The organism is Rhodococcus qingshengii JCM 15477, from assembly GCF_023221595.1.
Taxonomy (GTDB): domain Bacteria; phylum Actinomycetota; class Actinomycetes; order Mycobacteriales; family Mycobacteriaceae; genus Rhodococcus_F; species Rhodococcus_F qingshengii.
On the sequence record NZ_CP096563.1, the window covers coordinates 968,157 to 992,860 of the forward strand.

The window sequence follows — 24,704 nt, forward strand, 5'->3', positions numbered from 1 at the left end:
CGCGGCTCCTCAGTTGATGTACTGCTCGGCGAATTTGCGCATCGAATCCTGCTTTGCCTCCAGTGGGGCATCGAATCCGATTCCGTCGAAAACCCAAGGCACGGTGATGATGTCCGTGACGCCGGCATCTTCGAGCTCTGCGTAACCGTCCTTGCCGAAACGGTCGATGCACACCGTCTGGATTTCGAACGGCTCGTTCTCGCGGCCGTACTCGGCGCGCAGTTCGCGTAGTCGTGCGATCACACCCACCAGGTCGTCGAATTTGATCATCGCCGAGGTCCAACCGTCGCCGACTCGCGCAGCACGCTTGAGTGCGACCTCGGTGTGGCCGCCGACGTAGAACGGAACCGGCTTGGTGGGGGCCGGGCTCATCTGCAGGCGATCGAAATCGAAGAACTCACCGTGATACTCGACCATGCCGCCGCCGAGGATCAGTTTGAGGACGTCGATCATCTCGTCCACACGTGCGCCCCGACGCTTGTACGGAGCGCCGCACCACTCGAACTCTTCCGGAGCCCAACCGATTCCGACGCCGAAGCCGAAACGGTTGTTCGTCAATGCGGCCACGGAACCGACCTGCCGCGCGAGCAGGACGGGATTGCGGCTACCCAGCTTGAGCACCTGGGTGTAGAACTCGATCTTCTCGGTCACCGCGCCCATTGCAGCCGCGGCGATGAGCGGATCGACCCAGGGGGTCTCGGCATTCCACATCCGAGACCCGTCCGGGGTGTACGGGTAATCCGCCGCCTGCGTTTCCATGAAGAACAGTGAATCGGGGAGAGCGATCGACGAAAAGCCGCATTCCTCGGCAGTTTTGGCGATACCGGCTAACTGGTCCAAGGGGTTCATGGCAACCCCGACGGTGTACTTCATCTTCGGCCTCTTCCTGATCGGCGTGTGTGCTGCTGCTTACGTGGTGGGACGTTCGGAGCCGACGACCCACATCGAGAAGTACTGCGAGCCACCGCCGTAGGCATGGCCGAGAGCCTTGCGAGCATCGGCTACCTGGTGATCGCCGGCGCGGTGCATGACCTGCATCGCCGACTCGGCAAAACGGATCATGCCCGAGGCGCCGATCGGGTTGGAGGAGAGAACACCGCCCGAGGCATTGACCGGGAGCTTGCCGCCGATCGCGGTTTCACCCGCCTCGGTGAGCTTCCAGCCCTGGCCTTCCTCCGCGAAGCCGAGGTTCTCGAGCCACATCGGCTCGAACCACGAGAACGGGACATAGATTTCGGCGCAGTCGATCTCGTTCAGCGGATCGGTGATTCCCGCTGACTTCCACAGTGCTGCTGCAGCGTCACGGCCGGCTTGCGGATTGACCTGATCGCGTCCGGCATAGAAGGTCGGCTCGGTGCGCATCGCCGTCGCGTGGATCCACGCGACCGAACGACCCTCGGCCTCGACCTGTGCGGCCGCTTCCTCGTTGCCGATCACCAGAGCGCACGCGCCGTCCGAGGACGGGCAGGTCTCGTCGTAGCGGATCGGATCCCAGAGCATCTGAGATGCCTGTACCGATTCGAGAGTGATATCCGGCTGCCGCAAGTGCGCATACGGATTGAGGCTGCCGTTGAGCCGATCCTTCACCGCGACGAGGTAGCCGATGTGCTCCGGTGCGCCCGATCGACGAATGTACGAACGGACGTGCGGGGCGAAGTATCCACCGGCACCGGCGCCGACGGGCATGTTGAACGGAACCGGTACGGACAGCGCCCACATGGCGTTCGACTCGGACTGCTTCTCCCAGGAAACCGTCAGAACCCGCTTGTGGACACCGGATTTGACCAGGCTGGAGGCGACGATAGCTGTCGAACCGCCCACCGATCCGGCAGTGTGAACACGCAGCAACGGCTTTCCGTTTGCGCCCAGAGCATCCGACATGGCGAGTTCGGGCATCATCGAACCCTCGAACAGGTCGGGGGCCTTTCCGATGACGACGGCGTCGATGTCGTCCCAGCCGACGTTGGCGTCGAGCATCGCGGCGTCGATGGCTTCACGAACCAAGCCCGCCATCGAGACATCGTGACGCTTTGCGACGTAGTGAGTTTGGCCGGTGCCGAGCACGGCCGCGAGTTGAGGCGTTCCGGCCATCAGTTCCGTCCCTCCAAGACTGCTACCAGGTTCTGCTGCAGCACAGGGCCGCTTGTTGCATGGGCCAGAGCGCGATTCGCCTGGCCGTCGAAGATTGCCTTGGCGGCGTGGCCGATTCGTTCCAGACCACCGGCGAACAGTGGGTTGCCGCTGAGCGGACCGCCGGACGGATTGATCGTGGTGGCGTCGGTCAGGCCGATCGCTTCCTTCAAGATCAATTCCTGGTGAGTGAACGGTGCGTGCAGTTCGGCGACGTCGATGTTGCCGACCTCGCCGCCCGTTGCCGCCTTGGCTGCCGACGTAGTGGACGGTGAGGTGGTCAGGTCACGTGCACCCAGGTTGGGGGAGTCGATGCGATGCTCGAGTCCGGTGATCCACGCCGGCCGCTCGCAGAGATCGCGGGCGCGGTTACCCGAGGCCAGGACGATTGCTGCCGCGCCGTCGGTGATGGGCGCACAATCGTGTGCGCGCAACGGATCTGCGAGGAAGGGGCTGGCGAGAAGGGCCTCGATGTCGACCTCGCCTGCGAGCTGAGCCTTCGGATTGCTCAGCGCGTGACGACGGCTACGAGCGGCAACCTCCGCCATGTCCTCGTGCGTCCACTTACCCGCGTCGAGTCCGAGTCGGGCTTGAAGTCCGGCGATCGAGACGGAGTCCGGCCACAGCGGAGTGACGAGGTACGGATCGAGCTGCATGGACAGGATCTTGCGCAGGTGCCCGGCGGAGGACTTGCCGAATCCGTACACCAGCGCGGTCTCGACCTCACCGGTCAAGATCTTGATCCACGCTTCGTAGAAGGCCCACGCAGCGTCCATCTCGACGTGAGATTCGTTGATCGGCGGGACCGCTCCGATGGAGTCGATGGCCGAGATGAAGGAGAACGCTCGTCCGGCCAGGTAGTCGGAAGATCCGGAGCACCAGAAGCCGATGTCTGACTTGGTGATTCCCAGATCGCTGTAGAGCTGCTGGAAGCACGGGACGAGCATCTCGACGCCGTTGGTGGTGCCGTTGGTTTCGCGGACGTGGGGTGCCTGAGCAAAGCCCACGACTGCGATGTCTGCAGAAGTCATTTCAGGAGCCTCACAGGTGGTGTTGGAAGGTGGAGTACTCGGCGTCGGGTTCACCTGTCGGCCGGAAGTATTCGATGTTCTCGAGGGTGTAACCCCACTCTTCGCGAGGCTTCCACTTGGCTTCGACGCGCATGCCCATCCGTACGTCCGCGGCATCACATTCGAGAATCAAGTGCAGGAACGGAATGTCAGCCCCGTCGAGAAGCACGTAGGCGGCCACGTAGGGCGGTTTGATTCGCTGCCCGAGGAACGGGACGTTGACGATGCAGAAGGTGGTGACAATTCCCTTGTCCGGCAGTTCGATCTGCTCGCTCGTCGGCTTCCCGTTGGTGGGATTCGCGCCGCGCGGTGGGATGTAGATCTTGTCTTCGGGTCCGCTGCGACCACCGATGAGCTTGCCTTCTGCGAGACCGCGGAGGTAGAAACTCTCCTCGGCCGAAGCGGAATGCATGAAGTGCAGGTCGACAGGCGTCGTGATCATGGTGACAGGATCGGCGGTGGAATCGACTGTCGCGATTCCATTTTCGCTCTCACCTGGTTCGAAGCACTCGATGTCCTTGATCTGCCCGATCCGCTCCGACGCCCAGCGAGCACGGACCCGCAGGCCGGTGCTGATGTCGTCGGGGGAGTCGACGTCGACTGCGTGGAGCATGGACGTGTCCGCGCCGTCGAGCTTGATCAGGGCCCACGCGAAAGGCTTCGTCAGTGGTTGACCCTCGATGGGTTCGGGCATCCACGTCCAACTCACGACCGTTCCGCCGTCGGAGACTCCGACGAAGTCGGTCAGTGGTTCGGCCGTGTCCGGATCGAATTCCGGTGGCGGCACGAAGACACGACCGTTCGACCCGCGTGCGCCGATCACCTTGCGATCACGCAGGGCAGTCACGAACGCGCCGATGGTCGGTCCCGTCGATCTGGTGTAGTCGAAATGGAGATTCAATGGTGCGCTCAGGGGCTTGTCGGCCACCCCGCTCTTTCCGATGGTCACAAGATCGAGTAGAACAGGTTCTAGAGATTGTGGCAAGAGTCACTTCTGATCACCGGCAATGTGGAGGCCTGCGATGAAGCTTGGGTTGCAACTCGGATACTGGGGCGCACAGCCGCCGGCAAACGCCCCGGAACTGATCGAGGCCGCGGAAGGCGCCGGATTCGACGCGGTCTTCGCGGCGGAGTCGTGGGGCTCGGACGCTTTCACCCCGCTCGCCTGGTGGGGATCGCGCACCGAGACGGTTCGGCTCGGTACTTCCGTCGTACAGATTTCGGCGCGAACACCGACCAGCTGTGCCATGCACGCGCTCACTCTCGATCACCTCAACGGTGGGCGAACGATCCTCGGGCTCGGCGTATCCGGACCGCAGGTCGTCGAAGGTTGGTACGGCCAGCCGTTCGAGAAGCCGCTCGCGCGCACCCGCGAATACGTCTCGATCGTGCGCCAGGTCCTCGCCCGTGAAGTGCCCGTCACCAGTCCCGGCCCCCACTACCCTCTGCCGTATGCGGGACCGGGCAGTTCGGGACTTGGCAAGCCGCTCAAGCCCATTACGCACCCGCTGCGTGCGGACATCCCGATCTGGCTCGGCGCCGAAGGGCCGAAGAACGTCGCGCTCGCCGGTGAAATCGCCGACGGCTGGCTGGCGATCTACTACACCCCGCGCCTGGCCCCGATGTACAACAAGTGGCTCGACGAAGGGTTCGCGCGCGCCGGGGCCCGTCGTAGTCGCGAAGACTTCGAGGTGGCCGCCACGTGCCAGGTCATCGTGACCGACGATCGCGCCGCTGCCATCGCCGCTCTCAAGCCGATGACCGCCCTCTACGTGGGCGGAATGGGCGCCCCGGAGTTGAACTTTCACGCGCAGGTCTACAAGCGGATGGGCTACGAGAAGGAGGTCGACGAGATCGGTCGCCTCTTCATGTCGGGCCGCAAGGACGAAGCTGCTGCCGTCGTCCCCGACGAGATGGTCACCGAGACCATGATCATCGGCAACGTCGACGAGGTGCGCGCAGACGTGAAGCGTTGGGAGGAAGCCGGAGTCACGATGCTGCTGGTGACCTGCCGCGACGCCGACCATGTGCGAGAGCTCGCGGCCGCGGTGGGTGGTTGAGCGGGGCACCCCCTTTTTTTTCGAGCGGTACCCCCCTTTTTTCTTCGAGCGAACGGCACGTTCAGCGCATCTGAGGCGCTGAACGTACCTTTCGCTCGCCCAAAGTTATCCACAGGCGCACCGAAACCCCAGTTCGCCGCCGGGGCCCGCGCTGATGCTCGAGTCATGCTGCAACCATGCGGCGAGGAACGTGGGGCGATGATCTGGACGCGATTTACCGCGTCAGTCGAAGCGGAGTGATCCGAACGGCGGAGTTGGCGCGATTGGGCGTGTCCAACTCCGCAGTGCACACCCGGTGTCGGGTAGGTGGACCGTGGCAGCGCATATTGCCGGGGGTCATTCTGCTCAGAAACGGTCAACCGACGCCACGTCAACGCTCGATCGCTGCGCTCATGTTGAGCGGTGACGATTCCCTGCTGACGGGGCGATCAGCCATGTCGGAGTACGGATATCGAACGCACTCGGGGGATGTGCAGGTGCTCATCCCCATCGACCGTCGAGTTCAATCGGTTGGGTTCGTCACGGTGGAGCGCACTGTTCGACTGCCCGAGCCGGAGATTCGGAACGGTCTGCGCTGTGCTCCGCTGCCGCGAGCGTTACTCGACGCTGCGAGGCGGTACAAGGCGCTCGATCCCACACGGGCACTCATCGCTGAGGCTGTTCAGCGCGGCGATGTCTCGGTGCGCGAACTTGCGAAGGAACTCGAAGCGGGTAGCAGTCGGGGTTCCGCGCTACCTCGGGTCGTGTTGCGCGAAGTGAACGCGAACGTCCACTCGGTTCCGGAGGTTCACGCGCGAAAATTGTGGCAGCGGAGCGGGCTGCCGGAAATGTTGTTCAACCATGAGATCCGGGATGCCAACGGGGACTTCATCGCAGTTCCGGACGGATGGATCGATTCGGTTGCCTTCGCGTGGGACATCGACTCCTTGGAATGGCATGCCGCACCGACGGACTACAAGCGCACGGTGGAGCGTCGGACGCGTATGCAGAATGCGGGAATCATCGTGTTGCCGACGGTGCCCAGTGCACTGCGAACGGACCCTGATCGCGTGATCGAGGACCTGCGTGCGCACTACAGATTGGCGCAGTCACGTCCCCGGCCGCAGGTGTTCGCGAGGTCGAGATGGGTGAAATTGGACGAAACCGGCTGAGCGAAAGTGCCTTTCGGCGCACTGAAGGCGCCGAAAGGTACGTTCGCTCGAAAAGGGGGTGGGTGGGACCGAGAGCGGACAGGAAAGGGGGCTCAGGCGGGGGTCGGTCAGACGGGGGTGGCTCAGACAGGGGTGGGTCAGACACCCTTGAACTGGGGCGCCCGCTTCTCACCGAAAGCCCGCGGGCCCTCCTTGGCGTCGGCGCTCATGAACACCTTCATACCCAGCTGTGCGTCGATCTGGAAGGCCTCTTCCTCGTGCATGCCCTCGGTGTCGCGGATGGTCTTGAGAATCGCCTGCACGGCGAGGGGGCCGTTGGCACTGATCAGGTCCGCGAGCTCCAGCGCCTTGTCGAGGGCTTGGCCGTCCGCGACCACGTGGCCGATGAGCCCGATCTCCTTGGCCTCCGGAGCCTTGATGTGACGACCGGTGAGCAGGATGTCCGCCGCGATCGTGTACGGAATCTGTCGCACCAGACGCACTGCGGAACCGCCGAGCGGGAAGAGCCCCCACTTGGCTTCGGAGACGCCGAACTTGGCGCTCTCACCCGCGACGCGGATGTCGGTGCCCTGCAGGATTTCGGTTCCGCCGGCGATGGCTGCACCCTCGACGGCGGCGATCAGCGGCTTGGTCAACCGACGGCCCTTGAGGAGGCCTTCGATCTTGGACATGTCGACGCCACCGCCCGCGAAGGAATCTCCCGGCGGCTTGGCGGACATGTTCTTGAGGTCGGCGCCGGCGCAGAAGTCGCCGCCCGCACCGGTGAGGATGGCGACACGGATCTCGGGGTCGTTGTCGACCTGATCCCAGGCGTCGACCATGATCGCCATCATCTCGCCGGTGATGGCGTTCTTACGCTCGGGGCGATTCATGGTCACGATGAGAACGTGGCCACGCTTCTCCACGAGGCAATGCGGCGCGGTTTCCGAAATGTCTGATTTTTCGGTCGTCGAAGTGGACACTGATGGCTCCTGGCGGGTCTGTGAGCTGGCTCTCAAATTGGGTCTTGCCAGAAACGGTAACACGTTCTACTTTGAACTCGTGGCCCTTAACATCGCAGACTTCGTAGAGCACGCAATCGACCTCGTTCCGGACCGCGTTGCGCTGGTCTCGGACAACCGCGAGATGACTTATGCACAGTTGGAGGACCGAGCAAACCGCCTCGGTCACTACCTGCGTGAACATGGCGTTCAGCCGGGTGACAAGGTCGGCATCTACTGCCGGAACGTCATCGAGGCGATCGAGGCCATGGTCGCGGTTTTCAAGATCCGGGCCGTGATGGTCAACATCAATTACCGGTACGTCGAGAACGAGTTGCAGTACATCTTCGACAACTCCGACATGGTTGCGCTCATTCACGAGCGCCGCTACTCGGACAAGGTCGCGAACGTCCTGCCGAACACTCCCAAGGTCAAGTCCGTCATCGTGGTCGAGGACGGCACCGATCTGGACTTCAGTGCTTTCGGCATCGGCTACGAGGACGCACTCGCGCAGAGTTCGGGTGAGCGTGATTTCGAAGAGCGCAGCAACGACGACATCTTCATGCTCTACACCGGCGGCACCACCGGAAGTCCCAAGGGCGTCATGTGGCGTCACGAGGACTGGTGGCGTGTTCTCGGCGGAGGCATCAACTTCGTCACCGGAGTTCCGGTCGAGGACGAGTACGAGATGGCGAAGGTCGGCGCAGCCAACCCGAGCATGATCCGCTACCCGATCCCTCCGATGATTCACGGCGGTTCGCAGTCGGCGGTATTCCACAGCCTCTTCGGCGGTGGAACCTGTTTGATGCACCCGGAATTCGACGCCCACGAGGTGTGGCAGAACATCGACAAGCACAAGGTCAACCTGATCTTCATCACGGGTGACGCGATGGGCCGTCCGATGCTCGACGCACTCATCGCCGGAAACCCGGAGACCGGTGAGCCGTACGATCTTTCGACGCTCTACGTGATGGCCAGCAGTGCTGCACTCTTCTCGCCGAGTATCCAGGAGCAGTTCCTCGAACTGTTGCCCAACCGCCTGCTGACGGACTCCATCGGAGCATCCGAGACCGGCTTCGGTGGACTCGCCGTGCTGAGCAAGGGCCAGAAGCACACTGGCGGTCCGACGGTCAAGATCGACGCCTCCACAACGGTTCTCGACGACGACGGCAACGAGGTCGAACCCGGATCGGGCAAGCGCGGCATGCTCGCTCGCAAGGGCAACATCCCGCTCGGCTACTACAAGGACGAGGTCAAGACGGCCGAAACCTTCCGCACCATCAACGGCGTTCGCTACTCGATCCCCGGCGACTATGCGCAGGTCGAATCCGACGGCACGGTCACGATGCTCGGCCGCGGTTCGGTGTCGATCAACAGCGGCGGCGAGAAGGTGTACCCGGAAGAGGTCGAGGGCGCTTTGAAGGCGCACCCGGACATCTTCGACGTCCTGGTGATCGGTATCCCCGACGAGCGCTTCGGTCAGCGCGTTGCCGCAGTGGTCCAGGTACGCGAAGGCACGTCGCCGACGCTGCACGACATCGCCACCGCAGCACGCAAAGAGATTGCCGGATACAAGGTTCCGCGCAGCGTGTGGTTCGTGGATCAGATCAAGCGCAACCCGGCAGGCAAGCCCGACTACCGCTGGGCGAAGGCCGAAACGGAATCGCGCGAGGCCGATGATCACAACGGAAACGGCGCTCCTGTGGCGTCCGCAAACGAAAGCGTGGAAGCCTGATGCGTTCGGATCTCGCCGACAAGTTCGGCATCGAATACCCGATTTTCGGATTCACTCCTTCCGAGCACGTCGCGGCCGCGATCAGCCGCGCGGGAGGTCTGGGCGTGCTCGGTTGCGTCCGGTTCAACGACCCGGAAGAGCTCGAAGCCGCACTGACGTGGATGGACGAGAACACCGACGGTAAGCCGTACGGCGTCGACATCGTCATGCCGGCCAAGGTGCCGACCGAGGGCGGCGCCGTCGATCTCGACAAGCTGATTCCGGAGGAGCACCGCGCCTTCGTCAACCGCACGCTCGACGAGCTCGGTGTGCCGCCGCTTTCCGACGACGTCGAGCATGCGACCGGCGTATTGGGATGGCTTCACTCGGTGGCGCGGTCTCACGTCGATGTTGCTCTGGGACACCGGATTGCGTTGATTGCGAATGCATTGGGATCACCGCCGAAGGACGTCATCGATCAGGCACACGAGAAGGGCGTACCGGTAGCAGCGCTGGCCGGCGCCGTCGAGCATGCACGTCGTCACGTCGAGAACGGTGTCGACATCGTGATCGCGCAGGGCTACGAGGCCGGCGGTCACACCGGCGAAATCGCATCGATGGTTCTCGTTCCGGAAATCGTTGATGCACTGGGTGATTCAGCTGCCGTACTGGCTGCCGGCGGTATAGGCAGCGGCCGTCAGGTGGCTGCCGCACTTGCACTCGGTGCGTCCGGAGTGTGGATGGGCTCGTACTGGCTCACCACGTCCGAATACAAACTCGGCAGTGCATCGGGCGAGGGCCCGTCCGCTATTCAGCGTGCACTGTTGGGCGCGACGTCGGCCGACACCGTTCGTTCGCGCATCTACTCGGGTAAGCCCGCTCGGTTGCTCAAGACCAAGTGGACGGAAGCCTGGTCGAACCCGGGAGCACCGGCGCCCTTGCCGATGCCGCTGCAGAACCTTCTGGTCAGCGACGCTCATCAGAGAATCGCTGCATCGGAGAACCCGGAAGTTGTGGCAATGCCCGTCGGTCAGATCGTGGGACGGATGAACGAGATCCGCCCGGTCGCCGAGGTCATGGCAGAGCTGGTGTCCGGGTTCGAGGACGCGCGAACCCGACTGGATTCGATGAAGTAGTAGATGACACGTGCGTGTGGCCTCGGCCGAGTTTCGGCCGAGGGCACACGTCGTTCAGCCGGCGAGGTCGTCCGGTCCGACGGTGTCCGACAACCATTCTCCGCGGCTGAGGGCGCCGTCGTCGCGGCGGCGTGCGATCACGAAAATGACCAGGGCGGCAGCGAGGACAACTGCGAGAACGCGCGAAGGCGTCAGGTTCGGGTTCTTCATACCTGTAATTTTGCCGGAAGAACGGGCGCGATGGTGAGCCAGCGGAGCAAAATCACGTGTTTCGAAATTACTGCGCTTCGGACGCATGGAGACTGGCGATCCGCTCGCGCAGGCCACCGAAGTGCACATCGAGAGTGTGCGCCGCCTCGACTGCATCACCCGTACGGATCGCGTCGAGAATCGCACGGTGCTTCGACGCGATGTCGATCAGTGGCGTATCCGAATGCCCGATGGCCTGCTGTATCTCGCTGTACACCTGCCAGAAGACGTCCATCAACTGACCGAGGACCTGGTTGTCCAGCGGGGAGTACAGGCGGGAGTGGAAGGTCGCGTCGATGTCGGAGAAGTTCTTCCCGGCTGCGGCACGGACCTCCATGCCGGTGACGAGTTCGTCGAGGTCGGCGTGGTCGGCCGACGTCATCTCGGCCATCGCCGCACCGATCAGTCCGGTCTCGAGTGCCTGACGAATGTCGACCAGTTCCATCGCCTCGTGCCCGGTGCCCTGCAAGGACAACCGGCCACGGAAGGTCAGGCCGTCGGCGAGAGCGTCGAAGTTGCTAGGGGCGACGAACATTCCGAAGCCGTGACGGATCTCGACGACGCCCAAGGCCTGCAGAACCTTGAGCGCCTCCCGGAGCGTGTTTCGGCCGATACCCAATTCCTCGGACAGTTCGGCCTCGGTGGGCATCGGGTCGCCGGGGGAGAGCCTGCGTTCGAGGATCAAGTTCATGATGTCCGTCTGAAGTGCGCGCATGCGGTTTTGCGCGCTGAAACGAGCGCCCTGTGTGCCACTCCGGACAGACATCGATTCCCCTTTTCTGATACGAACGTCCTTCATCCTATGTCCGGTCATCCGCTCCATTGGTCAACCCACGTCAACGGTGCGTTGCAGGAGGCTGGGCGCCGCACCCAGCAGTTTGGCCGTGTACGCATCGGACGGGCTGTCGAATACTTCCTGGGCCGTTCCCTGCTCGACGATCCGCCCGGCGTTCATGACGACGATGGTGTCGGAGACGTACCGCACCGTCTGTATGTCGTGCGAGATGAACACCATGCCGAGCCCCAACCGAGCCTTGATGTCGCTGAGCAGATTCAGGATCTGCGCTCGCACCGAGACGTCGAGCGCCGACGTCGGCTCGTCGGCCACGATGACGTCAGGTTCGAGCGCGAGTGCACGCGCGATCGCGACACGTTGCCGCTGACCGCCGGAGATCTGGCTCGGGATGACTTCGAGCGCAGATTGGGGGAGTCCGACCAAACCGACCAGCTCGCGAACTCGGGCGGTTCGGCTCGCGCGGTTGCCGATGCCGTGGACGTCGAGTGGATCGGTGAGGATGTCGGCCACCGTCATTCGGGGATTGAGCGCGGTAGCCGGATCCTGGAAGACGATCGAAATCGCCCGGCCGAACTCCTTGCGCACGCCGGCCGACCGGGTCAGAGCGCTTCGGCCGCGAAAGACCACGTCGCCCGACGTCGGTTTCTGCAGTCCGACCATGACTTTGGCCAGAGTGGACTTGCCACAACCCGACTCGCCCACGATGCCGATCGTCGTCCCTCGTCGTACGTCGATACTGACATCGTTGACCGCGTGAACCGTGCCCGGTTTGAACAGTGATCCCGAACGGGTCTTGTGGACGACGTGAATGTTCTTCAGTTCCAGGATGGGTGCTTCAGCTGTAGTCATCGCACGCTCTCCAATTCCGATTCTGTACGTACGGGAGTCGCGGACTGGTTGGCGAACCAATGCTCGGTCCCGTCGATTCGGACCATCTCCGGCTTACGGAGGGGGTCGGAGTCCGGGCGAGTGGAACGCTCGGCGAAACGGTCACCCGCCGCGAAGTTTCCGGGCGAGGGAACAGTTCCCTGAATCTGATGCAGTCGCGGCGCTTCGTCCTCGATAGAGAGAACGGCACCGAGAAGGCCCTGGGTGTATTCGTGGCGGGGATCGACGAGCAGATCACTCGTGGGCGCCGACTCGACGACCTGACCGGCGTACATCACCGTGATCTTGTGGGCCAGGGAGGCTACCAGAGCCAGGTCGTGGCTGACGAAGACCATTGCAAACCCCAGCTTTTCCCGAAGATCGTTGAGCAAGTCCACGACCTGGGCCTGGACGGTGACGTCGAGGGCGGTGGTGGGCTCGTCCGCGACGATCAACCGTGGACTGCGGGTGAGCGACATGGCGATCAGAACGCGCTGGCGCTGACCACCGGAAAGCTCGTGTGGGTAGCTGGCGAGAGTGCGCACCGGATCGAGTCCGACGAGTTCGAGCAGTTCCTCGGCTGTGCGGGTACCGCCGCGCTTGGTGAGCTGCTTGAACTGCGCGCGTATCAGCATCGCCGGATTCAGTGAACTCAGCGCATCCTGGTAGATCATGGCCATGTCGTGTCCGCGTAGCTTGTTTCGCTCCCGGTTGTTCAGCTCGAGGACGTTGACTCCGTCGAACAGGATCTCGCCGGTCACCACTGCCGTCTTGGGTAGCAGACCCATGATCGCCAGCGACGTGAGCGACTTTCCGCAACCGGACTCGCCGACGAGCGCCATCGTCTCGTTCGGGCGGACGGTGAAGCTCACGTTGTCGACGATCGCCGTGTCTCCGTAGCGTTCCGGGAACCGGATCGTGAGATTGCGGACCTCGAGGAGTGGTGCGGCATCGCCCTCGTACACAAGACGATCGGACCGAGATCGCTCGGTTTCCGCCAGGATCTTCAGGTGAGTTTCGAGAGGAGTCGGCTCGGCGGCCGGTTTCAGGACATCTTTCACGACGCTCGGGTCGGCGAAGTCGTCGATCAACTCCGGAGTGTTGGCGACCGATGCGGCTTCGTCCTCCAGAATGAGTTCGTTGGAGGTCTCCTCCGCTGCGGCGGTCTGCGCTGCTTGGAGTGCGGAGGGCGTCTTCTTGGTCTTCTTCAGACTCGGATCGGCCATCGCGTCCGTCAGGCCCTCGGCGAGCACGTTGAGGGATAGCACCGTCAGAAGAATCAGCAGACCGGGGAACACCGTTGCCCACCAACCACCGAGAAGGACCATGTTCTTGCCGTCGGCGATCACCGATCCCCACGACGGGTCCGGGGGACGCACACCTGCTCCGATGAACGACAGGCTGGCCTCGAGCACGATGGCGTCGGCGACCATGACAGTGCAGAAGACGAGAACGGGCGCAGCACAGTTGGCTACGACGTGCTTGACGACGATGTGTGAAGTTCTTGCGCCGATGACCTTTTCGGCCGCGACGTAGTCCTCACCGTACTGAGCGAGAACGTTCGCGCGAACGACGCGAGCCACCATCGGTGTGTAGAGGAACGCGATAGTGACGATCAGAACCGGGATCGAACCACCGAAGGCCGCGACGAGTACGGCAGCGAGCGCAATGCCCGGGAACGCCATGACCACGTCGAGCACTCGCATGATGGTCTCGTCGACGCCTTTTCGGCTCGTTGCGGCCACCGATCCGATGAGAGCGCCGGCGCACAGTGCGAGGAAGGTGGAACCGAGACCGATGGTCAGCGACCAGCGTCCGCCGTAGAGCAAGCGGCTGAACAGATCTCGGCCGAGGCTGTCCTGACCGAACCAGTGGCCGGCGCTGGGGCCCGCGGTACCTACCGCCTGTTCGAGTGGGGTGTACTGCGTGATCAGCGGCGCGAAGAGGCAGGCGAGCACGATGATCGCGAGAACCGCCATCGACAGCCAGGCCGAGAGGGGGAAGCGAGAAAAGGTGATGCCGGGTCGCGAAAGCTTCTCGGTGAGTTTTCTTCTCATCATGCTGCGCTCCGAAGTCGTGGATTGACGAGCAGGTAGAGGATGTCGACGGCGAGGTTGACGACGACGAAGCCGACCGCGATGACGATGACAACTCCCTGAACGACTGCGGGGTCACCGTTGGTGACGCCGTTGATCATGAGCTGACCCATGCCGGGCAGGCCGAAGATCTGCTCGATGACCACAGCGCCACCGAGGAGGTAACCGACACGGAGGCCCAGGACGGTGAGCGGGTTGATCAGCGCGTTACGCAACACATTCCGTCCGATCACCACGTGATAGGGCAGGCCGCTGCCGATCGCGGTCCGGACGTAGTCCTTGTCCAACTCCTCGACCATCGACGTGCGGATGATGCGCGTGAGTTGTGCTGCGACGGGCAGTGACAGGGACAGCGCCGGGAGCGCCATGTACCAGAGCCAGTCGCTGACGGAGTCGCTCGGATTGACGTAGCCACCGGTAGGGAACCATCCGAGTTGGACAGCAAGGTACTGAATCATCAGCAGTGCCAACCAGAATGACGGTGCCGCCACACCGCCGAGGGAGATCACTCGGATGACCTGATCCGGCCAACGATCGCGGAACAGTGCGCTGGTGACGCCGAAGATCAGCGAGAGCACGATGGCGATCACCAGTCCGAGAACCGTGAGCTGAATGGTCAGTGGCAGAGCGGTGGAGATCGAATCCAACACCGGGGTACCGGAAATCAGACTGTCACCCATGTTGCCGCTGACCAGATCGGTCACGAAGTGAACGTATTGCAGCGGAAGCGGATCGAGCAGTCCGTTCTCTTCCTTGAACTGCTGCAACTGTTCCGCAGTCGGGTTGCCACCGTTGAACGCCGCGGTTGCGGGATCGGTGGGCGCGAACTGCATCACGATGAAGACGAACGCGATGATGCCGAGGATCAGGGGGATCAGTATCAGTAATCGCCTGATCAGCATGGGGAGGACTCTTGCCATCGGGGGATCTCTCAGTTGTGGGAAACGGCCGAGCGGGCGGGTATCAGGCCGGCTTCGCCTGAAGCAGGTTGACGCCGGGGTACGGCAGCGGAGTGACGTCGGCGATCTTCTTCGGATCCCACGCAGTCAGGAGCTCCTGATGGAGAACCGGGTAGTAGACAGCATTTTCGGCGATCTGGTTCAGGTACGACTGCACGAGGGTGCTGCGCTTTGCCGGGTCGGTCTCGCGGGTGGCTTCGTCCATGGTGGCGTAGATCTTCTGCGCTTCGGGGGTGTCGTCCCACTTGGCGTAGGTCTTCGTCCACAAGCCGCCCTTGCTGTACGTGTAGCGGACGAGAAGGTCGACGTCGCTGCCGAATGCCTGCGGGTTGGACGTACCGGCGGCGATCTGGAACTTCTGGCCGCTGTTGAGCTTGCTCACCATGGCGCTGGTGTCCTGCGGTTCGAGTGTCGTGTTGAATCCGACTGCGTCCCAAGACTCTTTGATGGTCGGCAAGCAGTCGGCCAACCAGCTGACGTTGGTGGAGAGCAGCGTCAGGTCGAGGCCACTGACACCGGCGGCAGCGAGGAGCGAGCGGGCCTTGTCCGGATCGTACGAGTAGACGGTGGACGCTCGCGCGTAGTCGGGGTTGCGCTCGTACAGGTAGCTCGTGGCCGGTGCTGCCTTGCCGCCGAGGGCGATCTCGATCATCTTCGGGGTGTTGATCGCATAGAACATCGCCTGGCGAACACGAACGTCGTCGAACGGTGCCTGAGTCGTGTCGAAGAGCAGGTACATGAGGTTCATGCCCGGGTTGCCCTCGACGGTGCGCCCACCGGAGGTCAGAGTGGGGACGTTGGCGACGGGGATGTTGTCGGCGAGTTGTGCACCGGCATTGTTGCCCGAGACGCGCGCGATGCGTGAGGAGGTGTCGACGATGGAGAGCCAGTTCATGGTCGCGAAGTTGGCCGGACGCGGCCCGTTGTACGCCTCGAAGGCCTCGAAAGCTGTGTTGCTCTTGGGGGTGTGGCTCTTGAGCTTGTACGGACCGGAACCGACGACCAGCGTTCCGGACTTGGCCTCGTCCCAGTGGCCGTCGAAGACGTGCTTGGGCATGATCTTGGCGATCGAGAGACGCTGTGCGGCAGCGCTGAACGGGTAGTTGAAGTTCAGGGTCACCGTTTGGTCGTCGACCTTGGTGACGGACTGCAGCCAGGAGGAGAAGAAGGAGCGGATCAGTACGTTCTGCTGTGGATCGAGGATGCGATCGAAGGTGAAGACGACGTCGTCCGAGGTGACCGGAGTGCCGTCGTGCCAGGTTGCTCCCTCGCGGATTTTCATGGTCCAGCTCGAGGCGGTGGCGTCGGTCGGGACGGCCTGTGCGAGCGCCGCATACGTCTCACCGGTGCCTGGATCGTTTTCGAGCAGTCCCTCGTAGACGTGGTTGACCGCTGCCATGAGGAAACCGGATGCAGTCTGCATCGGGTCGAAGCTCTGGTCGTTGCCGTATCCGATGGCGGTGGTCAGATCGCCGGTGCTCGCAGAACCGCCGACAACCGAGGTCGACGACGGCCCGCCGCCACAGGCCGCGAGAGTCGCGGTGATACCTACTGCAGCTCCCAGTAGCCCGGTGTACCGGAACAGGTCTCGGCGGGTGAACGCGGAGCTCAGCGGTCGTTCGTTCTTCAAGGCGGCCTCCAAGGCGGGGAGCGGGACATCAAGGGAGTGGATAGGGGATGTCCTATGTTCGACGTCCGATGTTGCGTAACTTACATTGTGGATCAGAAAGCGTCTAGAGAATCTTCGGAACTGGCGGCGCCGAACTTCGACGTTTCGCCGGTTTCGAGCCAAAAATAGTGCGCTCACCTGCATAGATGAAGACTGTGTTACCGGCGTCGAATTGACGAGCGATGACGCTGGCCGTATAACATAGGACATCCCTCATCCAATCTTTGGAGACTTCATGACCCGATACAAAGTCGGTGTGGTCGGTTGCGGATTCTTCGGTAGTTCCCTCGCTCGCGAGCTGGCTGCCCATCCACGTTTCGAACTGACGATGCTGTGCGACCGTGACTTCGAGCGGGCCAAGGACGTCGCCGCAGAGTTCTCGGCAACCCCGACAGACGATCACGACGCGGTGGCCGCTCACCCGGAGTTGGCCCTCGTTGTCGTCGCGACGCCCAATCACGCGCACGCCGAACCTGCCATCGCGGCGCTCGAACACGGCACGGCAGTTTTTGTCGAGAAGCCACTCGCCGTCGAACTGGTCGATGCGCAGAACATGATCGCGAGCGCCGACGCGAGCGGTTCGCCGTTGATGGTCGGGCACATCATGCGGATGATGCCGGGTGTACGACGTCTGGCGGACCTGCTGGCGTCGGGGGAGCTCGGCGAGGTCGCTGCGATCGAATCGTCTCGCTCACGCTGGATCGACACCGACGGCGCAGATCCACAGTGGTGGAAGCTCGACAAGAGCCGAACGGGTGGAGAACTGACTCACGAAATTCACGAACTGGACCTGATGTGCTGGCTCGGCGGCGAGGTGACTGCCGTGTCGAGCATCGCCACCGCGGACGACGGCTTCCGCAACACAGTGGTGTCGTTCGCCGGCGGCGCGATCGGCAGACACACCATCTCGACGCGTTCACACACTTCGTCGTGGCAGCTGACCGTCGATGCCACCGAAGGTTCGGTCCACGCGGACTTCCACACCGGCCGGGTCAGCCGACTGCGCGGGGGACAGGTCGTAGAGTCGTGGCCGATCTTCGACGTCGACGCCGAGAACCAATCGTTGATCGACGCTGCGAGCAGGACGCAGAAGTACAACTCGGGTAACGGAGGATCCTCGCTGTGGATGCAGGCTGCGATTCGTCACGAAATCGACGAGATGGCAGCAGTTCTCGACGGCAAGGCTGATCCCGACTCGCCGTTGACGTACGCACGTGAACGCGCACTCGTCGTCGCCGAACAGGTGCGACTCGGTGGCGGCGAACCGGCAGCGCTCTCGGGAAGTGCCAAGTGACGGTGCGTGTAGCCGTCATAGGTAGCGGCGGAATCGCGCGGGACCACGTCAGCGCCTTGGCGCGCATCCCGTCGGTCGAAGTCGCCTACGTATTCGGCAGTGACTTGGACCGGGCCGCATCGGTTGCGGCGTTGGCGCCGAGCGCGAAGGCCAGTACCGATCTGGCGAAGATTCTCGCCGACCCGAGCGTGCAGGCGGTCAACGTCGTCGGGGCCACTCCCGACCACGCACCCGTGACGATAGCCGCGGGCCGCGCGGGAAAGCATGTGCACGTGGAGAAGCCGGCCGCGCTGACAGTCGCGGACTTCGACGCGATGGTCGAGGCCACCGAAGGTAACGGCACCTCACTGATGGTCGGACAGACCGTACGATTCCAGCCGTCGATCACCTCGATCGGAAACTCGGTTGCACAAGGTGCCATCGGCGACCCCCGGTTGATCCATCTCAGTTGGTACACCGGCCATGTCTGGCCAGGGGGCTGGCGAGGCTGGCAACACGACAAGGAACGTTCGGGTGGTCACCCCGTTCACAACGGAACCCACGCACTCGATCTGGTGACGTGGCTGATCGGTCGTCGTCCGACCCGTGTGTTCGCTCGTAGTTTCCCCACCTTCGCGGCGGGGATGCCCGTGCACGACAGCTTCCATCTGACCGTTCGCTTCGAGGACGGATCGCTGGCTCTGATCGAATTGGCCTACGCGCTACCACAATCGGGAAAGATGGTGCGTCGGATCGTGGTGTCGGGGACTTCCGGCACGCTCGCGCACGACACCGGCGACGACCCGGGACTGATGACGGACACGACCAACGCGCCGCCGTCGTCGATCGAGGACGCGATGTCGCATCAGATGCGTCACTGGATCGCCACTCTCGACGGTTCCGCGAGCCCGATAGTCGAGAACTGGCAGGTGCGTGCAGCTCTCGCGACTGCCATCGCTGCCCAGCAATCGCTCGACACCGGCCGCGCTGTCTCGATCGGAGAAAACCAATGACCGGCACCGGTTCGATCCGCGTCGGATTTGTCAGCGGCGTCAGGCATGCCGGCTCCTATGCGGACCTGTTGCGATCCGATCCTCGAGTGAGCCTGGTCGGGGCCTCCGACGAATCCTCGGTCCCCGATTGGATTCGTGAGGACGGGATCGCGATGGCAAAGGCCGCAGACATCGAGTGGATCGACGAACTCGGCGAGTTGCTCGACCCCGAACGGATTGACCTGGCGATCATCTGCAGTGAGCCGACCAGGCATGCGCGGCTTGCGATTGCCGCATTGAACGCCGGACTCGACGTCCTGGTGGACAAGCCGGTGGGCGTCGACGAGGCGGAGGCCGCGGCGGTTCAGCAAGCCGCACGGTCGAACGGGCGAATCTGCACGGTGGTGAACCGCACTCATTCACCTGCGCTCCGGCGACTGCGCCGATGGATCGACGCCGGAAATCTCGGACTGCCGCGCCACGTCGACATCGAGTTCCTCGCAAGCGGAACACATTTCGCGACGTCTGTCGAGCGTCCCGAACTGGTGGTGGATCCCGCGCTTTCCGGCGGGGGAGAAGTAGTGAACTTCGCCGGTTACGCCGCCGACTACCTCCGATACCTCACCGGCCTGGACGTCACCGAGGTGTACGCCGAGACGAGCACACTCTACGGCGGGGCCCACCAGCTGTTCGGCGTCGAAGACACGGCGTTGATCTCGCTCGCCCTGGAAAACGGCGTCACCGCGACGGTGACCGTCGGAAGAATCCCCGCAGCACCGGGTTTCGGCGCGAATACCGCGACGGTTCGGGTCCTCGGTTCCCACGGATACGCGAGTTCCGACGACGACAAACCCGCGGTGACCCACTTCGCATCCTCGGGAGACGTGACCGCACTACCCATCGGCGGCTTCGGTTCCGACAACGCGGTGTCGAGCTTTCTCTCTCACGTGCTCGATCGACTCCCCACACGGACCGAACCCGACTACACCGTGGCAGACGCCCGCGCGTCGATGCGCGTGATCGACGCTGCCTATCTGTCCGCCTCGAGCGGTCAGCCGGTCTCCGTTTCTCCCTGACAGCCGCACCCACAACTCAATCCGACAACCAACATATGGAGACCCCATGAGCACGGAAACCACCACCTTCAGCGGAATCGTCCCGCCGATCGTCACACCATTGACGCTCGAGGGCGAGATCGACACCACGTCGCTCGAACGCCTGCTCTCACTGCAGATCGAAGCCGGAGTCGACGGCTTGTTCGTCCTCGGTTCCTCGGGTGAGGTCGGTTACCTCACCGACGCTCAGCGCGCCCAGGTGGTGCAGACGGCCATCGGTCACGTCGGCGGCCAGGTACCGGTCCTCGTCGGAGTGAACGACATGACCACCAACCGGGTCATCGCCGTTGCCGAGCAGGCGCGTGAAGCGGGCGCGGATGCCATCGTCGCGACGGCGCCGTTCTACGCGATCACCGATGCAGCCGAGACGGCAACGCATTTCCGCTCCATCCACGCCGCAGTGGATCTTCCGTTGTTCGCCTACGACGTCCCGGTTCGTGTCCACAGCAAGCTCAGCCCGGCAATGCTGGTCGAGCTCGGTCGCGAGGGAGTCATCGCCGGCGTGAAGGATTCGAGCGGCGACGACGTCAGTTTCCGTATGTTGCTCCGTCAGTCGGCCGGGCTCGAAAACTTCGCCGTCTTCACCGGGCACGAGGTAGTCGTCGACGGATGCCTGCTGATGGGTGCTTCGGGCGCAGTGCCCGGCCTGGCCAACGTGGACCCGCACGGCTACGTACGACTGTGGCGCGCTGCGCAGGCAGGAGACTGGGCCGCAGCTAAGGCCGAGCAGGATCGACTCACCGAACTGTTCTCCATCGTCGAGGCGCCGACACCGGGTCGCGTCAGTGCCGGTGCCGCGGGTCTGGGCGCGTTCAAGACGGCTCTGGCCCTGCGCGGCGTCATCACCGGCAACACGATGTGCGCGCCGATGCTCTCGCTCGACGAGTCCGAGACCGCAACGATCAAGGTCGTTCTGGAACAGGCCGGGCTCCTCTGACATGACATCTGGGCAGAAGCGATGGATCGGTATCGACATCGGCGGCACCAAAGTGGCTGCCGCGGTGGTGACGTCCGACGGAGACGTGATCGACACCGTTCGTGCGGCAACACCGACGGCGGGTAGGGAAGCCGTTCTCGGGACCGCTACCGCGTTGATCGACCGTCTGAGGGCGAATCACACGGTAGCCGGAATCGGAGTCGGTGCACCGGGAATCATCGATCGGGTGCGTGGCCGCGTCGTCTTCGCCTCCGACATTCTGTCTGGATGGAGTGGCGCCGAGGTTCGCGGAGAACTCGAGGCACACTCAGGCCTACCGGTGACGGTGGACAACGACGTGCGCGCGATGGCTCACGGCGAGAACATGATCGGCGCCGGTCGCGGTCGAACCTCTGCACTGTTCGTCTCGATCGGTACCGGAATCGGTGGCGCGTTGACCGTGGGCGGTCAGCTGTACCACGGTGCCCACGGAACAGCCGGCGAGCTCGCGCATCTGTTGGTTCCGGTCTCCGGGGCGATAGGTTGCGGTTGCGGCAGAACCGATCACCTCGAGGCAGTCGCGTCTGGCCCGGCGATGGCAGCCGAGTACGCAGCGCGGGCGGGTGTGCCCACTCAACCGTTACAGGCAGTGGTGGCGCTCATGCACTCGGGCGATCCGATCGCCCGTGCCGTGGTCTCCGACGCCGGTACTCTGCTGGGCCGCGTCCTGGCCGGCATCGCGACTGCATTCGATCCCGAGGTGATCGTCATCGGCGGCGGCGCAGCCCAGATCGGAGCCGACCTCCTGTCTCCGCTGACGTCCGCTTTCCGGGTGGAAGCGATGGGCCCCATTGCCGAAACCGCCATTCTTCCTGCTCGTTTGGGCACCGATGCGCCGCTCGTCGGCGCTGCGCTCCTGGCCGCCGCAACACGAATCGAGGTAACACCGTGACTGTCGAAGAATTGCTCACGATCATCAGCGGGAAGCTGATCGTGTCCTGTCAGGCCGGACACGGCCATGCCCTGCGCGACACCGGGACCATCGAGAGGATGGCCCGCGCTGCGGTCGACGGGGGAGCGGTGGCTATCCGCTGCGGCGGTGTGGGCGGAACCCCGGATGTCGCAGCAGTCGTGTCGGCAGTGAAGGTACCGGTGATCGGTTTGACGAAGATCGGCTCGGAGGGCGTGTTCATCACGCCGACAAGGGAATCAGCCCTCGAAGTCGTGGATTCGGGTGCGCAGATCGTGGCTGCCGACGCCACGCTGCGACCTCGTCCGGATGGGCTGACCTTTGCCGACACCGTCGACGCGGTCCATGATCGCGGCGGCCTCGTCATGGCCGACTGTGGAACACTCGAGGACGGCGTCGCTGCCGCCGCGGCGGGCGCCGACGTCATCTCCAGCACACTGGCGGGATACACCGAGAACAGCCGACGGCTGGCCGGCCCGGACCTGGAACTGATCTCGGAACTGCGGCAGGCACTTCCAGATGCAGTCCTCATTGCCGAGGGGCGATACCACAGCCCGGAGGATGCGGCACGCGCCATCGCCCTGGGTGCAGACTCGGTGGTTGTCGGAACCGCAATCACGGATCCGGCGTTCATCACGTCGAAATTCGCAGCCGCAGTATCGGGCGCCGAAAGGTCGAGGGTGTGACCCCGACGTCGAAGGCTTTGAAGTCCAGGACTGCTGAACGGATTCGACTGGAGACTTTGCTCGTAGACTCCTCGACGCCGATACGGTGGGTCTTCACCGGCGACAGCATCACTCAGGGATTGACGCACACCGACGGTCATCGAAGTTACGTCGAACACTGCGCCGAGCGCGTCCGTGGTGAACTTTCCTTGTTCAACCACGTCCTTGTCAATACCGGGGTGAGCGGCAATCGATCCTCCGATGTGCGTGCGGGTTTCGCACACCGCATCGAAGTGTTCGAACCCTCGGTGGTGTTGATCATGCTCGGTACGAATGACGCATTGGATGGCGAAGAAGGACTGGAGCGGTTTCGAGACGACCTCTCGGACATGATTTTCCGGACGCGAGCGATCGGTGCGGTGCCGATCCTGCAGACGCCGCCACCGATCGACGTCGAGAATGCGCCCACCAGAGCGGGATTGGTTCAGTACGTCGAGGTCGTGCGGCAGGTTGCCGCCTCGACGCGCGTTGTGTTCGTCGACCACTACGCGCAGTGGACGGCCCATTCTCCCGATGGTCCACCGCCGGCTCTCCTGGCTGACGCATTCCATCCGAACGAACAAGGGCACTACGTGCTCGCGGACGCCGTGCTCCGCGAGTTGTCGATCGCGGATACCGAAGTTCCCGTTGTACCGCAGGTGATGTCGTGATACTTCGTGGACAAATTCTGCGTGGACAATTGGTGACCGGTGGTCGATTGCTCTCGGACGGGGTCGTCGAGATTTCCGGTGATCGTGTGGTGTGGGCCGGGCCCGCGTCGCAGCGAACCGACCCGTTACCCGAACGGGCAGCTGCGGGTACAACGATCATCCCGGGGTTGGTGGACGTTCACTGCCACGGCGCCGGCGGATTCGGTTTCCCCGAGGCAGACGAGTTCGGATCCACCGTGGCTGCCGATCACCACCGGACGAACGGCACGACCTCGGTGATCGGCTCGCTCGTCTCCGCGCCGCCGCAGATCCTGCGCAGTCGCATCGAGCTCCTGGCAGGACTGGTGGACGAGGGTACGCTGGCCGGAATTCACCTGGAAGGTCCATTCCTGTCGGTACTCCGTTGTGGCGCCCAGGATCCCGACAGCATTCTCGACGGCGACCCGGCTCTGCTCGAGTCGCTGCTCGAAGCCGGCCGCGGGCACATCCGCTCGATGACGATCGCTCCGGAGACAGCACACTTCGGCGAACTTGCCTCATTGCTGGAGCGTCACGGGGCCGTCGTGAGTATCGGACACACCGATGCGTCCAACCCGATTGCGACACGTTCGATCGCACACTCGGCGCATGCACCGCTCAGTGCCACTCACCTGTTCAACGGTATGGCTCCGATGCATCATCGCGCTCCCGGCGCAGTGGCGGCGTGTCTTGCCGCGGCCGCGAAAGGACAGATGGTGGTCGAGTTGATCGGGGACGGAGTACATCTCGCCGACGAGACGGTGGCGACGGTGTTCGATCTGGTCGGTCCGCATCAGATCGCGTTGGTCTCCGACGCGATGGCTGCGGCGGGAATGCCCGACGGGCGCTACCCACTCGGACCTCTCGACGTCGACGTGGTCGGTGGCGTGGCGCGGCTGGCCGGCCAGGGGGACACGGCCATTGCCGGCGGGACGAGTCGGTTGATGGACATTGTCCGCAGAGCCGTCAATCACGCGGGCGTCGATCTGCTTTCGGCTGTCATCGCAGCGACGGCAACGCCTGCTGCGCTGTTGGGGCTGGCCGGAATAGTCGGCGATCTCGTGCCGGGTTGCCGGGCCGATCTGATCGTCACCGGTCCAGAACTCGAAACGCGCGCCGTCATGGCCGCTGGGAACTGGCTCATGAACTACACCGAAAGCTGAGGAAT

General features: G+C 63.5%; 23 protein-coding genes. 12 read left to right on the plus strand and 11 right to left on the minus strand.

Features of this window, described 5'->3' with window-relative positions; translation table 11 throughout:
- Nucleotides 1-9: 9 nt before the first annotated feature.
- Genes M0639_RS04465 through M0639_RS04480 form a run of 4 tightly spaced genes read right to left on the minus strand, consistent with a single transcriptional unit; the run spans nucleotide 10 to nucleotide 4,149 of the window.
- Entirely contained in the window at nucleotides 10-873 is an 864-nt protein-coding gene (locus M0639_RS04465) for a TIGR03619 family F420-dependent LLM class oxidoreductase (protein WP_019746978.1), read from the minus strand.
- 36 nt (nucleotides 874-909) lie between these two features.
- Nucleotides 910-2,091, minus strand: coding sequence for a thiolase domain-containing protein (locus M0639_RS04470; RefSeq protein WP_007734272.1), 1,182 nt, complete (start codon nucleotides 2,089-2,091; stop codon nucleotides 910-912).
- The gene (locus M0639_RS04475) at nucleotides 2,091-3,161 is read right to left on the minus strand and encodes a thiolase domain-containing protein (RefSeq protein WP_007734273.1); all 1,071 of its coding nucleotides are present in this window, start codon (nucleotides 3,159-3,161) and stop codon (nucleotides 2,091-2,093) included. Before M0639_RS04475 ends, M0639_RS04470 begins: the two co-directional genes overlap by 1 nt.
- Nucleotides 3,162-3,171: 10 nt before the next feature.
- On the minus strand, nucleotides 3,172-4,149 hold the full coding sequence (locus tag M0639_RS04480; RefSeq protein ID WP_021342921.1) for a Zn-ribbon domain-containing OB-fold protein: 978 nt from the start codon (nucleotides 4,147-4,149) through the stop codon (nucleotides 3,172-3,174).
- Between the two features lie 73 nt (nucleotides 4,150-4,222).
- Between M0639_RS04480 and M0639_RS04485 the strand changes: the two genes are divergently transcribed.
- Complete coding sequence (locus tag M0639_RS04485; protein WP_064075638.1) at nucleotides 4,223-5,260, plus strand: LLM class F420-dependent oxidoreductase; 1,038 nt, start codon at nucleotides 4,223-4,225, stop codon at nucleotides 5,258-5,260.
- A 176-nt stretch (nucleotides 5,261-5,436) separates the two neighbouring features.
- On the plus strand, nucleotides 5,437-6,411 hold the full coding sequence (locus tag M0639_RS04490) for a hypothetical protein (protein WP_042920440.1): 975 nt from the start codon (nucleotides 5,437-5,439) through the stop codon (nucleotides 6,409-6,411).
- A 137-nt stretch (nucleotides 6,412-6,548) separates the two neighbouring features.
- On the opposite strand, the gene M0639_RS04495 is transcribed toward M0639_RS04490, so the two are convergent.
- Nucleotides 6,549-7,373, minus strand: coding sequence for a crotonase/enoyl-CoA hydratase family protein (locus M0639_RS04495; protein WP_064073840.1), 825 nt, complete (start codon nucleotides 7,371-7,373; stop codon nucleotides 6,549-6,551).
- A 79-nt stretch (nucleotides 7,374-7,452) separates the two neighbouring features.
- On the opposite strand from M0639_RS04495, the gene M0639_RS04500 reads away from it, so the two are divergent.
- Together M0639_RS04500 and M0639_RS04505 are read left to right on the plus strand one after the other, a co-directional pair.
- Nucleotides 7,453-9,126, plus strand: coding sequence for an acyl-CoA synthetase (locus tag M0639_RS04500; protein ID WP_064073843.1), 1,674 nt, complete (start codon nucleotides 7,453-7,455; stop codon nucleotides 9,124-9,126).
- The gene (locus M0639_RS04505; RefSeq protein ID WP_003945863.1) at nucleotides 9,126-10,241 is read left to right on the plus strand and encodes an NAD(P)H-dependent flavin oxidoreductase; all 1,116 of its coding nucleotides are present in this window, start codon (nucleotides 9,126-9,128) and stop codon (nucleotides 10,239-10,241) included. The genes M0639_RS04500 and M0639_RS04505 overlap by 1 nt, the downstream gene beginning before the upstream one ends.
- 54 nt (nucleotides 10,242-10,295) lie before the next feature.
- Here M0639_RS04505 and M0639_RS04510 read toward each other — a convergent pair whose 3' ends face one another.
- The 6 genes from M0639_RS04510 to M0639_RS04535 form a co-directional block, all read right to left on the minus strand.
- The gene (locus M0639_RS04510) at nucleotides 10,296-10,451 is read right to left on the minus strand and encodes a hypothetical protein (RefSeq protein WP_003945810.1); all 156 of its coding nucleotides are present in this window, start codon (nucleotides 10,449-10,451) and stop codon (nucleotides 10,296-10,298) included.
- Nucleotides 10,452-10,518: 67 nt separating this feature from the next.
- Complete coding sequence (locus tag M0639_RS04515) at nucleotides 10,519-11,256, minus strand: FadR/GntR family transcriptional regulator (RefSeq protein WP_050655749.1); 738 nt, start codon at nucleotides 11,254-11,256, stop codon at nucleotides 10,519-10,521.
- 60 nt (nucleotides 11,257-11,316) lie between these two features.
- A complete protein-coding gene (locus M0639_RS04520; RefSeq protein WP_003945888.1) occupies nucleotides 11,317-12,135 on the minus strand; it encodes an ABC transporter ATP-binding protein in 819 nt (272 codons plus the stop codon).
- Nucleotides 12,132-14,210, minus strand: coding sequence for a dipeptide/oligopeptide/nickel ABC transporter permease/ATP-binding protein (locus M0639_RS04525; protein ID WP_064073839.1), 2,079 nt, complete (start codon nucleotides 14,208-14,210; stop codon nucleotides 12,132-12,134). Before M0639_RS04525 ends, M0639_RS04520 begins: the two co-directional genes overlap by 4 nt.
- Nucleotides 14,210-15,169, minus strand: a complete 960-nt coding sequence (locus tag M0639_RS04530) for an ABC transporter permease (protein ID WP_003945671.1) — start codon at nucleotides 15,167-15,169, stop codon at nucleotides 14,210-14,212. The genes M0639_RS04525 and M0639_RS04530 overlap by 1 nt, the downstream gene beginning before the upstream one ends.
- A gap of 43 nt (nucleotides 15,170-15,212) precedes the next feature.
- On the minus strand, nucleotides 15,213-16,838 hold the full coding sequence (locus M0639_RS04535) for an ABC transporter substrate-binding protein (RefSeq protein WP_064073842.1): 1,626 nt from the start codon (nucleotides 16,836-16,838) through the stop codon (nucleotides 15,213-15,215).
- A 274-nt stretch (nucleotides 16,839-17,112) separates the two neighbouring features.
- Here M0639_RS04535 and M0639_RS04540 point away from each other — a divergent pair, with 274 nt between their 5' ends.
- The 8 genes from M0639_RS04540 to M0639_RS04575 are packed head-to-tail and all read left to right on the plus strand — an operon-like array spanning nucleotide 17,113 to nucleotide 24,699.
- On the plus strand, nucleotides 17,113-18,171 hold the full coding sequence (locus tag M0639_RS04540; protein ID WP_064073838.1) for a Gfo/Idh/MocA family protein: 1,059 nt from the start codon (nucleotides 17,113-17,115) through the stop codon (nucleotides 18,169-18,171).
- A complete protein-coding gene (locus tag M0639_RS04545) occupies nucleotides 18,168-19,163 on the plus strand; it encodes a Gfo/Idh/MocA family protein (protein ID WP_064073837.1) in 996 nt (331 codons plus the stop codon). The genes M0639_RS04540 and M0639_RS04545 overlap by 4 nt, the downstream gene beginning before the upstream one ends.
- Nucleotides 19,160-20,218, plus strand: coding sequence for a Gfo/Idh/MocA family protein (locus M0639_RS04550; RefSeq protein WP_064073836.1), 1,059 nt, complete (start codon nucleotides 19,160-19,162; stop codon nucleotides 20,216-20,218). The genes M0639_RS04545 and M0639_RS04550 overlap by 4 nt, the downstream gene beginning before the upstream one ends.
- Nucleotides 20,219-20,264: 46 nt before the next feature.
- On the plus strand, nucleotides 20,265-21,194 hold the full coding sequence (locus M0639_RS04555) for a dihydrodipicolinate synthase family protein (RefSeq protein WP_054801285.1): 930 nt from the start codon (nucleotides 20,265-20,267) through the stop codon (nucleotides 21,192-21,194).
- A 1-nt stretch (nucleotide 21,195) separates the two neighbouring features.
- Nucleotides 21,196-22,125: an ROK family protein gene (locus M0639_RS04560; RefSeq protein WP_007734314.1), complete on the plus strand. Its 930-nt coding sequence runs from the start codon at nucleotides 21,196-21,198 to the stop codon at nucleotides 22,123-22,125.
- Complete coding sequence (locus M0639_RS04565) at nucleotides 22,122-22,829, plus strand: N-acetylmannosamine-6-phosphate 2-epimerase (protein WP_063315004.1); 708 nt, start codon at nucleotides 22,122-22,124, stop codon at nucleotides 22,827-22,829. Before M0639_RS04560 ends, M0639_RS04565 begins: the two co-directional genes overlap by 4 nt.
- Nucleotides 22,826-23,518, plus strand: a complete 693-nt coding sequence (locus tag M0639_RS04570; protein ID WP_042920430.1) for an SGNH/GDSL hydrolase family protein — start codon at nucleotides 22,826-22,828, stop codon at nucleotides 23,516-23,518. The genes M0639_RS04565 and M0639_RS04570 overlap by 4 nt, the downstream gene beginning before the upstream one ends.
- On the plus strand, nucleotides 23,515-24,699 hold the full coding sequence (locus tag M0639_RS04575; RefSeq protein WP_064073835.1) for an N-acetylglucosamine-6-phosphate deacetylase: 1,185 nt from the start codon (nucleotides 23,515-23,517) through the stop codon (nucleotides 24,697-24,699). The genes M0639_RS04570 and M0639_RS04575 overlap by 4 nt, the downstream gene beginning before the upstream one ends.
- The last annotated feature ends 5 nt before the right edge of the window (nucleotides 24,700-24,704 follow it).